Genomic DNA, 14245 nt, shown 5'->3' with positions numbered 1-14245 from the left:
ATTGGTTGGCATGGCCGGACCAGCCGCTGCACAGGAAGAGCTGCGGATTGCGACATCCTACAAGCTGATGACGCTTGATCCGCAGTATGCAAACCTCAACGAGAACAATTCGCTGCTCTCCCAAATCTACGAACGGCTGATCTATCAGGACGAGCATCTCGCCCTGACGCCCGGCCTTGCCGTTTCTTGGCGCGCGCCATCGGACACGCAATGGGAGTTCAAGCTCAGGCCGGGCGTCCGGTTTCATGACGGCTCGCCGTTCACCGCCGAGGACGTGATCTACTCGATCGACCGCATCCGCACTTTCCTCAAGCCGCCGGGAGAGGGTTTTCGGGGGTATCTCAGCGGCATCAAATCGGTGTCCGCGCCCGATCCGCTGACGGTTATCATCGACACTGACGGTAATGTTCCCGACCTGCCGCTCTCCTTCTCCTCGATCTTCGTCATGCATCGGCCAGCGCAAGGTTTCCAGAGCACCGAGGAGCTCAATGGCGGCGCGGTCCCGATCGGCACCGGCCCCTACAGGTTCGACAGCTGGAGTTCGGGCGAGACGCTGAAGCTCATCAGGAACGACGGCTATTGGGGCCGCATGCCCACCTGGCCGGCCGTCCTTTTCCGGATCATCGAGAGCCCGGCGGCCCGCGTCGCCGCGCTGACGACCGGCGACGTCGATCTTGCCGATTCCATCCCCGCACGCGATGTCAAGTCGCTGAAGCAGCGTGGCGTGAAGGTCGAAAGCATCGGGGCCGCCCGCGTCAATTTCCTGCAATTCGACGTGGCAAGCGACACGGCACCTGGTATCACCACGAAATCGGGAGAGCCGATCGGCAATCCCTTCAAGGATCCGCGCGTGCGGCGGGCTCTGGCGATGGCAACAGATCGCTCGGTGCTGGTCGACAAGATCCTGTCGGGCTACGGCACGCCCGCCGCACAGTTCTTTCCAAACGGCTTGCCCGGCACCTCGCGGACACTCAATCCCGAGGCACCCGACTACGACGGGGCCAAGGCGCTTCTGGCGAAGGCGGGCTACCCGGACGGTTTCAGGGTCGTGCTCGCAGGACCTGCCGGCCGCTACCCCGGCGACGGCGAAAGCCTGCAGGCTGTCGCGCAAAGCTGGGCGCGTATCGGCGTGAGCGTGGAGCCGGTCGCAGCCCCCTTCTCGGTGTTCAACACAAAGCGGGCCGCAGGCGATTATGGCATCTGGTACGGCGGCTGCTCCGGAGAGGCCGTCGACGTCATTCTCGATGCCCTGCTCGCATCTCCAGATCCCAAGCGCGGTCTCGGCGCCCTGAACTTCGGCCATTACCGCAACGCCGCCTTCGATAGCATGCTCGCCAAGGCAGAAAGCTTGCAGGACGGTCCCGAGCGCGATGCGGCGCTTGCCACTGCCACAGAATTCGTGATGGCCGACCAGCCAATCATTCCCCTCTATCATTTCCACCACATCGTCGGCTTCGGCCCGAAGGTCGGATCCTACGTGATGCATCCGCGCGGCTGGACGACCGCGATGCAGACGATCCCGGTGACGGAGTAACGCCGATGGCTTTGATCTCTCTGGCGCTTGGGAGGCTGTCGCAGGCATTGCTCCTGCTTGCGGTCATGTCCGTCATCGGGTTTGCCGGCATCCACGCCGTCGGCAACCCGGTCTTCAACGTCGTCAACATCGAGACGGCCACCGCCGAGGACATCCGGCGCGCCACGGTGGCGCTCGGGCTCGATCAGCCGCTCTGGCGTCAATACCTCGTCTTCATCGGCAATGTGATCGGCGGGAATTTCGGCACCTCCTATATCTATCACCTGCCGGCGTCCGAGCTGCTGCTGAGCAAGCTGCCGGCGACGCTCGAACTCGCCTGCGTCGCGATGCTGGTCGCAGCACCTCTGGGAACGGGGCTCGGGCTCGTCGCCGGCTGGCGCACCGGAACGCTGCTCGACCGGATCATCCTGCGGACCAGCGTCTTCGCTCTCAGTCTTCCCTCTTTCTGGCTCGCCATGATGCTGATCCTCGGCGGCGCCGTCCTGACGGGCTGGTTTCCTTCGGGGGGCAGAGGGACGACGGCCGACCTTCTCGGCGGCCAATGGAGTGTCGCAACAGCAGATGGGATTTGGCACCTGATCCTTCCTGCCCTTGCCCTCGCGATCCCGAACATCGCGCTGATCGCACGGTTGGCCCGGTCAGGCACGATCGAGGCTCAGGGCCTGGAATTTTCGCGCTTCTGCCGCGCCAAGGGCCTGCCCGCCCGACGGATCCTTCTGCGCCACACGCTGCCGAACATCGCCGTGCCCATCGTCACGATCATCGGCCTGCAGTTCGGGGGCATGCTTGCCTTCGCCGTGGTGGTGGAATCGATCTTTGCCTGGCCGGGCGTCGGCAAGCTGCTGATCGATTCCATCCAGCTCCTCGACCGCCCTGTGGTCATGGCGACGCTGACCTTCATCTCAGTCGCCTTCGTCGCGCTGAACGCGCTCGTCGATCTTTTCCACGCCGTGCTCGACCCGCGCGTGCGCCTCTCCACATAGGTGAACCCTCATGAAAGCACACATCATCCGAGCATATCGGTGGCAGGCCACTCGGCCGGCCTTGACCCTCTCCGGGATCGTGCTGGCAAGCTTCGTCCTCGTCGCATTGCTCGCTCCGGTCTTCGCCCCGCAAAACCCCTACGATCCCCTGCAGCTTTATGGATGGGACGCGTCTTCGCCCCCAGGCACGCGGGGCAGCGGTGGATTTGTCTACCTTCTCGGCACGGACGGGCTCGGGAGGGATATTCTGAGCAGCATTGCCTATGGGCTGCGCATCAGCCTCACCGTCTCTATCACCAGCGCGGCGGTCGCCGCCGTTATCGGCCTTTGCGCCGGTGTCAGCGCCGCCTATCTCGGCGGATGGGCCGACATCGTGATCATGCGCATCGTCGACCTGCAGCTCAGCCTGCCGACGATCATGATCGCGCTGATTGCCGTCGTGACACTCGGACCGGGTGTCGACCGCATCATCCTGGCGCTCATCATCGCTCAATGGGCGCCCTATGCGCGGGTGGCGCGCGGCGTCGCGCTCAGCGAAACCAGGAAATCCTACATGGATGCGGCCCATCTGATGCGGCTTCCGTCCTCGAGGATCGTCTTGCGGCATCTGCTTCCAAACAGCATGGGGCCGGCGGTGACCCTGATCCCGATCGAGATCGGACACGCCGTGGCACTCGAGGCAACGCTTTCCTTCCTCGGGCTCGGCGTGCCGATCGACAGGCCGTCGCTCGGTTCCAGCGTGGCGAGCGGGTTTCAGTATCTTCTGACCGGCCAATACTGGATCAGCCTTTTTCCCGGTCTCGTGCTGTTCGCTCTGATCGCCAGCATCAATCTCGTCGGCGAGGACATCAGACGCCGCCTCGATCCGAGGAGCCGCGCACTATGATCCATCCATCGGCGAATGAGACTGTCCTCGAGGTCAAGAACCTCAGTCTTCAATATCGGTCGTCGGCAGGACCGATACCTATCCTTCAGGACGTGAGCTTCGCGCTGCGGCGCGGAGAGATCCTCGGCATCATCGGTGAATCCGGGGCGGGCAAGTCGACGGTCGGCAACGCCCTGATCGGCCTGCTTGCGCCCGGGGTCGAACGGGCCGCCGGCGAGATCCGCTTCATTGGCGGACCAGGTGACACCGGGGATAGGGCCAAGCGGCGCGGCGACGAAAGTCGGCGGATATCGGCGGTCTTCCAGGATCATACGGCCTCGCTGGACCCGCTGATGAGCGTTGGCGGGCAGATCGAGGAGACGATCCTTGCCGCGAATGCCTCCTTGTCGCGGCGGCAGGCCCGGGCTCGGGCGATCGAGCTTTTGGCGCGTGTCGGAATTGCGGAGCCGGGCCGCCGCTATGCCGACTATCCCCATCAGTTCTCGGGCGGACAGCGCCAGCGCATCGTCATCGCCATCGCGCTTTCGGCATCTCCTGACGTCATTGTCGCCGACGAGCCGACATCGGCCCTCGATGCGACCGTCCAGAAACAGGTTCTCAAGCTGCTGCGCGACCTCGTCGACGAAACCGGTGTCTCGATCGTCCTGATCACCCACGACATGGGCGTCGTCGCCGAGATCGCCGACAGGGTTCTGGTGATGCGGGGCGGCATAGTCGTCGAGGCGGGACCGACGGCCAGGATCCTTGATGCACCCTCCAACGACTACACGCGCGCCCTGCTGGCGGCAGTGCCGCGGCTGCGCACCTCGCCACCTGCGCGCGCCGGGCAAGAAGGCGCAATGCCAGCCGCATCGCTGCCGCCGGCAGCCGGCGGCGACATCCTCTCTGCACAGGCAATCTCGAAGATCTTCGAGGGGCGAAGGGTGCCGTTGGGCCTCGCCGGCGATCGTGGCAAAACCGCGCTGCGGGATGTGACGATCCGGATCGCCCGCGGCACCATTACCGGCATTGTCGGCGAAAGCGGCAGCGGCAAGACGACGATGGGCCGCATCATTGCCGGACTGGACACGGCGTCGTCCGGAACAGTCGTTCTCGATGGCATCACCTTCGATGCGTCTCGAAACGGCTGGCGCACTGGCCTCCTCGGACGGGTGCAGATGATCTTCCAGGATCCGGCCGTCTCGCTCAATCCGCGGATGACGATCGGCCAAACCCTCCAGGAGAGCGCAAGGTTCGGCGCGCGGGCCGGCCGGGAGGACAGCCGATCGGCGGTGACATCGATGATGGACCGGCTGGGTCTTTCCCGCGCCCTGCTCTTGCGCCATCCCCACCAGCTTTCCGGTGGCCAGAAGCAGCGTGTCTGCATCGCCCGCGCCCTTCTCGCAAAGCCAAGCATCATCGTTGCCGACGAGCCGACATCGGCGCTCGACGTCACGGTGCAGGCCGAGATCGTCACGCTTCTGAGGCAGAGTGTTGCGCAGGACCAGATCTCGATGCTGTTCATCTCGCACGATCTCGCTTTGGTGCAGGACCTCTGCAGCGATGTCTACATCTTCAAGGATGGCAGGGTCGAGGACGCCGGCTCGGCCGACGACATCTTCACGCGATCCGCAAATCCCTACACCCGCGATCTCATAGGCGCGCGACCGAGCCGGTTCGTCGTCTGACGGACCGCATGTCGCGGCGCACAAACGCACATGCCGCCGCGACGTCCACTTCCGCCCGATCGAGCCGAAGGGCTCCCAGCCGCAATGAAAGAATGACAGATGCAAAAAAGCTATACCGTGGCCGTCACCGGCCAGTCCCTCATCAAGCATGACGTGCGTGAAATCCAGGCACCGGAATTTTCAAGCATCCGTGCGCTGCTGCACCGTGCCGACCTTGCCTTCACGAACTTCGAGGGCACGATCGACGGTCGCCATGGCGGATGGCCGCTCAAAGGATCGTTCTTCGGAAGCAGCGACCCGGTCGTTCTCGACGCCCTTCAGGAGATGGGGTTTCAGGCACTCTCGCTATCGAACAACCATGCCTTCGACCTTGGCCCATCGGGCGTCCTATCGACATTGGAAGAGGTCGAGAAGCGAGGTTTCCTGCACGCCGGTCTCGGACGCAATCATCTGGAGGCGACGCGGGCGAAGCATGAAACGATCGGAGGACGGCGTGTTGCGCTGGTCGCCATGGATGGTGGACCTGGACCCGACTTCATGTACGCGGCAGACGCTTGCCGGGGAAGACCCGAGCGCCCGGGGGTCAACCGGCTTCGATTGTCGCAGGTGATAGAGGTCGATGACACCGCATTCGAGCAGATCCGTTCCGTTCGCGACAAGGTCGGCTACAGCATGATCGATCTTGCCAATGACAGCCAGCCCGACGATCCTCCCTGTCTCGATGGGCAGACGGAAGTGGCGATCGCGCGCGCCGTCTTCACCCGCTCCGCCAGGTTCGGACGAAGCGTCAAGGTCGATGCCGGCGACATGCAGGGGAATCTCGAGGCGATTGCATCGGCATCGGCGCAGCGATCCCTCGTCATTGCCTATCTGCACCACCATCATTGGGCGGCCGACTGGTATCAGGTTCCCGACTGGGTGAGCAGCGTCGCGAAACGCTGTATCGACGCCGGCGCCGCCATGTTCGTCAGTCACGGCGCGCCCGTTCTGCAGCCGCTGGAAATCTATAAGCGGCGGCCGATATTTTACAGTCTCGGGAATTTCATCTTCCACGTGCGATCGGAAAAGTCGACTTGGACCGCACCGGAGGTCTGGGAAAGCGTCGTTGGCCTTTGCTCGTTCGCCGAGAATGGAGACCTTCTCGGCGCCACCTTTTCCCCAGTCGTCATCGGCGGGAATGACGCGTTGACGGATCGCGTCTTGGAACGGCGGTTGGTTCCGCATCTTGCAACCGGGGCAAATGCCGAGAAGATCCTTCACCGATTCCGCGAGCAGTCGGCGCGCTTCGGTACGACCATCGAAATCTCGAACGGGATCGGATTGCTGCGTGTCTAGCTTGAGAGCCGAGGACACGACCTTCCGTCGTTTGATTTGCTACCGCACGTGCGAAAGTGTGTGCGATGTGCTCGCGTGCCGTTCTTCGGACCGTGGCCAGGCGAAAACGACGGCACCTATGGCGGCCTCACGTGGGAGGATATCGTGAGCAGACGGGACGAACTCATAGAACGTTTTTTTCGCTATGTGGCAATCGAAAGCCAGAGCAATCCCCATTCGGACGTCTTGCCCTCCTCGCCTGGCCAACTCAAACTCGCTTGCCTGCTGGCGGAAGAACTGAAGGGGCTCGGCGTCGCCGACGTGCTGATTGACGACCATTCAATCGTGACCGCGATCAAGCGCGGCACGCGGCCCGGCGCGCCGAAGATCGGCTTCATCGCGCATCTCGATACGGTTGATGTCGGACTTTCTCCCAACATCAAACCGCAGATCATTTCATTCGACGGGACGGATATTTGCCTGAACCTGGACAGAGACATCTGGCTGCGCGTGGGCGAGCACCCCGAAATCCTGCCCTGGAATGGGCATGACATCATCCTCAGCGATGGGACCAGCGTGCTCGGCGCCGACAATAAGGCGGCGATCGCGATCATCATGACGCTTCTGGCGGGCCTGCGGCCCGGCGATGCACATGGGGATATCTTCGTTGCCTTCGTGCCGGATGAGGAAATCGGACTGCGCGGCGCCAAAGCCCTGGATCTCAGCCGTTTCGCCTGCGATTTCGCCTACACGATCGACTGCTGCGAACTGGGCGAACTGGTGCTTGAGAATTTCAACGCGGCGTCCGGCGAGATCCTGTTTACTGGCGTCAGCGCCCATCCGATGTCGGCGAAGGGTATGCTCGTCAATCCCCTGCTCATGGCGCTCGACTTCATCGCGCATTTCGACCGGCGCGACACACCGGAATGCACCGACGGACGGGAGGGATTTTTCTGGTTCAAGGAGCTCAACGCAAACGATAGCGAGGCGCGATTGAATGTCATGATCCGCGATTTCGACGACGTTGAATTCGAAAGACGCAAAGCGAAGATCCATGCGGTTGCCGAACTGGTGAAGGCAGGCCATCCGGGTGGGGGCATCGAGAGCCGGGTGACGGACACCTACCGGAATATCGCAGGCCACCTTGCGACCGATGCCCGTCCCGCATCCTTGCTGATCAGGGCCTTTGAGAAGGTCGGGGTTGAGCCGAAACACATTCCCATGCGCGGCGGCACTGACGGCGCGGTTCTGTCGGCGCGCGGCATTCCGACCCCGAACTTCTTTACCGGCGCCTGTAATTTTCATTCGCGGTACGAGTTTTTGCCGGTGCCGGCCTTCGAGAAGTCACTCGCGGTCGCATGCGCAATCTGCGCACTCGCAGCGGAGGAAGCTTCCTGACAGAGCGCCAATTGCATCGAGTTGATACGGTCACCGCAGTGGAACGAAGCGGCCTTTCGTGAGCCAACTGCGACTGCCCCGCGAGCCACTTCTTGCCGTCGAGAGGCTTCGACGCCGAGAATTTTTGCGAGCCCGTCCACCATGTCAATTGTCGAGCTGTACTGGCACCGCTTCAACGCGCATGTCGAACTGCTGGGACAATTCCACCAGCGTCTGCTCGCCTCGGATGGCGGCGAGCACGACTTTTGCCGTGAAAGCCGGGCTGTGGTTCCGGCGCGGTCGTCGCGTCATGGTATCTCCTGTTCCCGGCATCTAAGCCGAAGTCAGGCAGAAATTCCACTTATCCCGGCTGTTCAGATTTCCCGAGCCAGCTCTGCTTACACTTTCCTTGTGAACCGCCTCGCCTAAATCTGCGCCCGCCCGTACTATTTCTGCACTTAAACTTTATCGGGCATCTCCATACTGTCGTACAACCATGGTAGATTTCCGCCAGTCAACTGGGGGAGTGCGAATGGAAACGAACTATCGGGTCACTGGCAAGAACGCGGCAGCACCATTTTCTCTCACTATCCATCGCGGCGAAGGCATGCTGCTTCTGGCGATGGACTGGAAGGATGGCCGGCCGCCGGTAAACTTCGCCGGCTTTGCGATTCAGTATCGCGAGCCGGGAACGGATTTCTTTAAAAATGTGCGCAATCGCATCAGCTTCCCGGGCCAGGACGTCCCCGAGGAGGGCATTCGCACCACAGACGCCCCGATCCAAAAATTTCGATGGGTGCATTTTCCCTTTAACGCCGATCTGCCAGGCGCCTTCGTTTATCGCGTAATCCCGCTGTTCATGGGTGCCGACCGCGCGCTCACGCCGGGCGAAGCGCAGGAGGCAGAGCTCGCGCTGATGCGCGAAACGATCCCCGGCAAACTCAACGTTGCCTTCACCCGGGGCTATGTCTCATCGCAATCCTTCGTGCGCAATTTCGCAGAGGGCGGACCCTTGATCTCGCTCGTCCCGCCGGATGGAGATCAGGGCCTGGACTTCGTGCCCAGTCACACCAATGCCGAGCGCGCGCACGCTTGGATGGGGTTCGAAGCGCGCAAGGAAACGCTTTCGCTTCTCGAACGCGCTGCCGATGCAGGCGCAGACGTCCGCGTCATTGCCTACGATCTCAACCTTCCGGAAGTCGTTGAGCGATTGGAAGCCCTTGGCCCCAATCTCAAGGTGATCATTGACGACAGTGCACGCACCAAGGGACACGGACGTCCGGACTCTCCGGAGAGCCGAGCGGCTCAGCGATTGATCGCCTCGACCGGCGCGGAAAACGTCAAGCGCCAGAACATGGCAAACCTTCAGCATCACAAGTCGATCGCGGTCCTTGGAGGCGGCATCGACACAGTCGTCTATGGTTCGACGAACCACAGTTGGCGGGGCTTCTACGTCCAGTCGAACAACAGCCTCGTTGTTCAGAGCGCCAGTGCGGTCGGCGATTATTTTGCTGCCTTCGACGACTACTTCTCTGCGGATGGCGCGGCGGATTTCAAAGTCTCAGAAAGTTCCGCAGGCTGGCACGACCTGGGACTCGACGGCGTTGACGCTAAGGTCGCGTTTTCACCTCACAGCGAAGCCAATGGCCTTCTAAATGAAATCGGCGCCGACATCGACGCAGCTGGGTCGAGCGTTTTCTTCTCGCTCGCCTTTCTCGGCCAGATGACCAGGGGACCAATCGGACCGGCGTTGGGACGAGCGCTGCGAAAGCCGGGGGTGCATGTCATGGGCATTGCTGACGGGCGGGTCCAGGCCGAAAACCTCGGACTGAACGTATTTAGTCCCGACAATCGCCGGCGTGTTGTCCGGGCCGCTGCACTGACAGGCAACGTCCCGCCGCCATTCCTGACGGAACCATTCGGCCTGGCCGGTATCGACGGCAATCACCGGGGCACGCGGATGCACCACAAATTCGTGGTCCTGGATTTCGACAAGCCGACGGCGCGGGTCTACCTCGGCTCCTATAATTTCTCGGAGCCTGCCGACAATGAGAACGGGGAAAATCTGGTTCTCGTCCGCGATCGCACGGTCGCGACCAGCTATATGATCGAGGCACTCCGGATGTACGACCACTACCGATTCCGTGTCGCGGCCGAAGACGGGGAAGAAACCGGCGATCCTCTCGAGCTGAAATTGCCGCCGGAGGCGGGCGAAGCGGCCTGGTTCGAGCGTGACTGGACCGATCCGGTGCGCGCTCGAGATCGCCAGCTCTTCGCCCGAGTCGACTGATCAGAACCGAAGAGTCTCAAGACAATGTGGCGCTTTGGGCTTCGGGTGACTTCTTCTTTACCCAGAGCTCGCTCGTCTTTTCCATTTCGATGGATTCGGGCGGGAAGACACGCTTCTGGAAACCAAGAGCGTCGTCGAAGCTTGCCGCGGAGCCAAAGGTCATAATCGTTGCGATGAAGAAGCACCGGCATGCGCTCGTTATAGGGCATGATGAACTCGTTGGCGGTCATCGTCATGCCGGCAAACACTGGCCCGAATTCGGGCGTGTTGCGGCAAAATCCAGCCCAGGCAATCAGGGGTTCGTCCGTAACCGAGAACCAGGCACGCGTCTTTTTCCCGGGCTCACCTTCTGGATTTGCAACGCACGGCTTCGCATTGACCTTGTCATCGCGGCGTGGATCAAGATGCCGATCGATACCGCTGGCTTTGTGAGTTTCCCGGCACGATCGGGAAGTATCATGCACTTGCGCCAGGACGATTTCTGGAGGAGCCGTTCCGTTATCAGACTGGCTGACATTTCCCCATTTACAGGCCGAGGCGACGGATGGCTGAGATGCGCTGTTCCGCCGTCTCCGTCGTGGTCCTGCGCCTCATCGAAGGCCAGCCTGAAGTCCTGCTTCTTCGCAGGAACCACACATTGGTCGGCGAGTGGTGCCAGATCGCAGGCGCAATCGAGGATGGCGAAAAGGCATGGGAGGCGGCGCTCCGCGAAGTCAAGGAAGAGACTGATCTGACGTGCTACCGGTTTTATTCTGCCGACATTTGCGAGCAGTTCTACGAAGCTGATCGAGATTCAATCAGCTTGCTGCCGGTCTTCGACGGTTTCGTAGCACCCTAGGGACCGTGATCATCAATCACGAACACAGCGAGTTTCGTTGGGCTTCCTTCGACGAAGCACTTACCATGGTTCCGTTTGCAGGGCAGCGCCACGTGTTGCGGTACGTAAAGGCCGAATTCGTCGATCGTGAGCCGGTCCGTCACCTCCTCATAACAGAAGCCCATTGAGGGGACCCTCTAACGACACAGAGTGGGCGCTTAAGTCGGATTCCGGTCAAGGAGTTCTTCCTGGCCGAGATCGAGCATTGCCCCTCCCTTAACGTTGTTTGGCGGGAAATCAGCGCTATGCCCTCATTATGCCGCGAAGCAAAGCGCCTGCGCCATACCGACAAGTCGCGCTGTGAAATGCCGGTTGGTCGCAGCCGCGTGCTTAACCCTTAATCTCCGGTTTCTCGGCGCGCGGCTCTTGTGCCGTGAACACGGGCAGTTTGTCGATCTGCGACGTCGGAACGACCGTGAATCCGGATGCCTCGAGTGCATCCTTCAGCCTTGCCGGCGTGAAGTTGGTAGCGGTGCTCCAGACGCCCAAAAGCTCGCCCTGCGTCTTCACTTCCTCGGCAGCCACGAGCTGGTTTTTGACGTTCGCTGATGCTTTGATGGAAGCAATAGCTTGATCGCGTTCTGCGATCTCAGCTGTCAGGTTCTGGATCATTTTTTCGGCCTCGGCTAACTTGACCTCGTTTCCCAAAACCCGCACCGCCGCCTCACTCCACTTGAACGTGGTCATGAGCACGACGCCAAGGCACGCGAAGAGTACGCCGACTGCGCCGACGTCCTTTGCGGTGAGAAGCCGGTATTTGTTAACTGGCGCCAAGAGGAGGATCGCGCCAACTACCGCGCAGGCGATGCTGAGCGCTGTTATCACGTAAATGTTCATGTTCGAGCCCCCCCAATTAGAGCGTGTATATTAGCGCATTGCGTGACAATCTCAACGGCGCTGGCCGCGATCCCCACCTGATAGGCGCGGCGTTTAGGACCGCTGGCGGGAATATTTCTTGGGACCGAAGTACGGGTAGGTGCAGGATACGTGTAAAAACCGGTCACAAGGGAATTTCAAACGGCAGAGGGGCCGGATTGAGTGGTTGAGGGATATCCTCCATGTCGATTAAGTGTTTCCCGAAGCGCCGGATTTTTGCTCGCGCATAGGGGCTCAGGGAGGCTGCGAGCTCTGGCGTGACCGGCAGATCGTCGGCAGCCATGGAGTTGATGACGTCGGTCAGGTCGGCGACGTTGGACAACATGATGGCATTGGCGACGAGGCTTGCATATTTGACCTGCTTTTTCTGTTCTACCGGATCGCCGCCCTTGATGACGGGGCCTCCGAAGGTAATCCAGTCGAGAAAGTCGTTGTAGGATTCAATCTTGGTCGTTTCAGCGAATGGAACGTCGGACCTGTGGGTCGGAGATATAACGCAACAGAAGCAAGGTTCTTTCGACCCGGCCGAGCTCCCGGAAGGCCTGGTAGAGCCGGTTCTTGCAGTTGTGCGAGCTGAGCTTTCGCAGCAACATCGAGGGCAGCACCAGACCCGCCTGAACGGAGAGGATCACTTGCATCATGTCCTGCCAGTGCGTTTCGATCAGCCGCCAGGCGATCTCGCGGCCCAAAAGCGCATCGATGTGCTGGTAGGAGACCGATTTATCGGGACGATAGAAGGTCACGTCTGCCCAATCACGCATACGCGGCATCAGCGACGATCATCTACTCGGAAGGTTTGTTTAGACACTTCGACAACCGGCGTCAGGTCGCTGCCCACGCGGGACTAGCTCCGCACCGCAACCCGCCGCTACCGCCCCGAATACAGCAACCCAAAACCGCCGGAGCGAACTCAAAACTAGATAAAACTTGGGGGCAAGGTCACATCAAATGCCAGCACCAAACATCTAGATCGAGAGATACCGTCGTGGCCGCCTTGAACCAAGGTGAAGCGCCGACCCAGTCAATAGGATTTATACGGCATTGATATTGTTCGCCTAGCCGAGCAGGCCAGTAGCCTTACGAAGCTGTCGTCCGCGATCGCGCGGAACTCCGCTCCCAGCCAAAAAGTGAGCGTCGAGTTGGCCAGTTGCGGTTACGGTGACCTTGGGTCTCGCATATGCCTTTGCGTGTCAGCCGACCTCGATCAGACAATCACTCCCCCTCTCGGGTGTTCGCCGGAAGGACAAAGGAACGCAGAAAGGGCGGCACCTTATCGACCTCATATTGGGCGATCGATGATTGCCGTGCTTCCTCGTACTGAGCCAGGAGCGCACGATTTGCCGCAATTGCGTTGTCCGATAGCGCAACCGCCATTTTCGCGCGATACGCAGGTTCGAGCGAAGCATTGACGCCTGAAAAGCTGAAGTCACTTTCCCATCCACTCGCGAACACATAATTGAGGATTGATGCACAGCCGGCGGGGAGCTGCTTTCCCCGGTGGTACTGGCTGTAGAGCCATAGCACAACGTCGGCTATCTGAATCCCTGCGCTGAAGTTGTCTTCCTTCGTTTCAAAGGTGCTCCCTTCAACCGCCTGCAGTGAATGAACCTCGCCCGCCCAGTTGATCTCATCGCCAGATGCGGAAGAGAGTAGTTCGTGGAAGGACTTGAGCGTTTTTTCAAACTCGCTTTGTTGGTCATGGGTGATCCGAGCCACGGGACGCTTCAAGCGCTTGGAATGACCTTCGAGTCCATAAAGCAGATTGCTGAACGCAACGAGGTTGGGAAAATGACCGTGCCGGGCGGTTTTACGATCAACATGGATCTGGATCGATTCTGGATGGTCTCTTGCCCAGACAAGAGCCTCGCCCAGAACCGTGCGAGACTTTTTATCAGGAAGAAGATCGATGTTCGCCAGGAGGGCATCGCAAACCGTTACCAGTCCAGCGCGTGCCTTCTCCTCCTTCGGCTCCAGTATGCATTTCCAGAAGTCGCGAGCCGTCTGGTCTTCGATAAGAGCAGAGAGCTTGAATGTCAGAATGAGCCTGAGCATCCTGACATTGTAGTGGTGCCAGGACATGGCTGCGTTTTCGCCGGAATCGAAGATCGAGTCGAACATCTTCGTCACGAGGAGGTACTTTTTTTCTACGCGGGAGACGAAAAACATCGCCTTCGAAGCTACCAGCAGTTCGAGAATATCGCGTGACACCAATTCCAGGCGACCTACGCCGAGATCTTTGGCATGAAGAGAAGATTGTCCGAGCGCCGATGCAATTGCAACAACACGGGCACCGTACAACGCGTCGAAATTTCCGCGGGTGATGAGGGCAGCGGTGAAGAAATCTGGTTGATTCTCATCGAAGATGTTGTGGCCGGTGTTGCCAGTTTCATCGACAAAGGCAAAGAGCGGCACCTTCGATTCCCCCATCAGTCATCTCCCAT

The 14245-nt window shown here is 60.5% G+C and carries 11 protein-coding genes and 2 pseudogenes; 8 read left to right on the top strand and 5 right to left on the bottom strand.

Annotated elements, in window-relative coordinates; all coding sequences use genetic code 11:
- Positions 1 to 10 precede the first annotated feature (10 nt).
- The 6 genes from ACR9ZQ_RS03995 to pepT all read left to right on the top strand — a co-directional run bounded on the left by ACR9ZQ_RS03995 (position 11) and on the right by pepT (position 7782).
- The gene (locus ACR9ZQ_RS03995; protein WP_481427276.1) at positions 11 to 1534 is read left to right on the top strand and encodes an ABC transporter substrate-binding protein; all 1524 of its coding nucleotides are present in this window, start codon (positions 11 to 13) and stop codon (positions 1532 to 1534) included.
- A 5-nt stretch (positions 1535 to 1539) separates the two neighbouring features.
- A complete protein-coding gene (locus ACR9ZQ_RS03990; RefSeq protein WP_481426918.1) occupies positions 1540 to 2517 on the top strand; it encodes an ABC transporter permease in 978 nt (325 codons plus the stop codon).
- Positions 2518 to 2527: 10 nt separating this feature from the next.
- Entirely contained in the window at positions 2528 to 3403 is an 876-nt protein-coding gene (locus ACR9ZQ_RS03985) for an ABC transporter permease (protein WP_481426917.1), read from the top strand.
- On the top strand, positions 3400 to 5070 hold the full coding sequence (locus ACR9ZQ_RS03980) for a dipeptide ABC transporter ATP-binding protein (protein WP_481426916.1): 1671 nt from the start codon (positions 3400 to 3402) through the stop codon (positions 5068 to 5070). The genes ACR9ZQ_RS03985 and ACR9ZQ_RS03980 overlap by 4 nt, the downstream gene beginning before the upstream one ends.
- Before the next feature lie 99 nt (positions 5071 to 5169).
- Positions 5170 to 6405 carry a CapA family protein gene (locus tag ACR9ZQ_RS03975; RefSeq protein ID WP_481426915.1) on the top strand — a complete coding sequence of 412 codons (1236 nt, stop codon included), beginning with the start codon at positions 5170 to 5172 and terminating at the stop codon, positions 6403 to 6405.
- A 144-nt stretch (positions 6406 to 6549) separates the two neighbouring features.
- Positions 6550 to 7782: a peptidase T gene (pepT, locus tag ACR9ZQ_RS03970; RefSeq protein ID WP_481426914.1), complete on the top strand. Its 1233-nt coding sequence runs from the start codon at positions 6550 to 6552 to the stop codon at positions 7780 to 7782.
- Positions 7783 to 7962: 180 nt separating this feature from the next.
- Here the strand turns inward: pepT and ACR9ZQ_RS03965 are convergent.
- Positions 7963 to 8094 (bottom strand): annotated as a pseudogene (locus ACR9ZQ_RS03965) (IS3 family transposase); the annotation flags it as partial.
- A gap of 199 nt (positions 8095 to 8293) precedes the next feature.
- On the opposite strand from ACR9ZQ_RS03965, the gene ACR9ZQ_RS03960 reads away from it, so the two are divergent.
- A complete protein-coding gene (locus tag ACR9ZQ_RS03960) occupies positions 8294 to 10051 on the top strand; it encodes a phospholipase D-like domain-containing protein (RefSeq protein WP_481426913.1) in 1758 nt (585 codons plus the stop codon).
- Between the two features lie 16 nt (positions 10052 to 10067).
- Here the strand turns inward: ACR9ZQ_RS03960 and ACR9ZQ_RS03955 are convergent, their stop codons facing one another.
- Positions 10068 to 10214, bottom strand: a complete 147-nt coding sequence (locus ACR9ZQ_RS03955) for a hypothetical protein (RefSeq protein WP_481426912.1) — start codon at positions 10212 to 10214, stop codon at positions 10068 to 10070.
- Between the two features lie 381 nt (positions 10215 to 10595).
- Here ACR9ZQ_RS03955 and ACR9ZQ_RS03950 point away from each other — a divergent pair, with 381 nt between their 5' ends.
- The gene (locus tag ACR9ZQ_RS03950; protein WP_481426911.1) at positions 10596 to 10889 is read left to right on the top strand and encodes an NUDIX domain-containing protein; all 294 of its coding nucleotides are present in this window, start codon (positions 10596 to 10598) and stop codon (positions 10887 to 10889) included.
- Between the two features lie 369 nt (positions 10890 to 11258).
- On the opposite strand, the gene ACR9ZQ_RS03945 is transcribed toward ACR9ZQ_RS03950, so the two are convergent.
- The 3 genes and pseudogenes from ACR9ZQ_RS03945 to ACR9ZQ_RS03935 all read right to left on the bottom strand — a co-directional run bounded on the left by ACR9ZQ_RS03945 (position 11259) and on the right by ACR9ZQ_RS03935 (position 14231).
- Positions 11259 to 11765, bottom strand: coding sequence for a hypothetical protein (locus tag ACR9ZQ_RS03945; RefSeq protein WP_481426910.1), 507 nt, complete (start codon positions 11763 to 11765; stop codon positions 11259 to 11261).
- A 163-nt stretch (positions 11766 to 11928) separates the two neighbouring features.
- Positions 11929 to 12577 (bottom strand): annotated as a pseudogene (locus ACR9ZQ_RS03940) (Tn3 family transposase); the annotation flags it as partial.
- Positions 12578 to 13016: 439 nt separating this feature from the next.
- Positions 13017 to 14231, bottom strand: a complete 1215-nt coding sequence (locus tag ACR9ZQ_RS03935) for a DUF3800 domain-containing protein (protein ID WP_481426909.1) — start codon at positions 14229 to 14231, stop codon at positions 13017 to 13019.
- Positions 14232 to 14245: the final 14 nt, after the last annotated feature.

The organism is Rhizobium sp. KNZ14-9A, from assembly GCF_056755015.1.
Note: the sequence above shows the minus strand (reverse complement) of the source record. Positions and strands in the feature narration are given on the sequence as shown.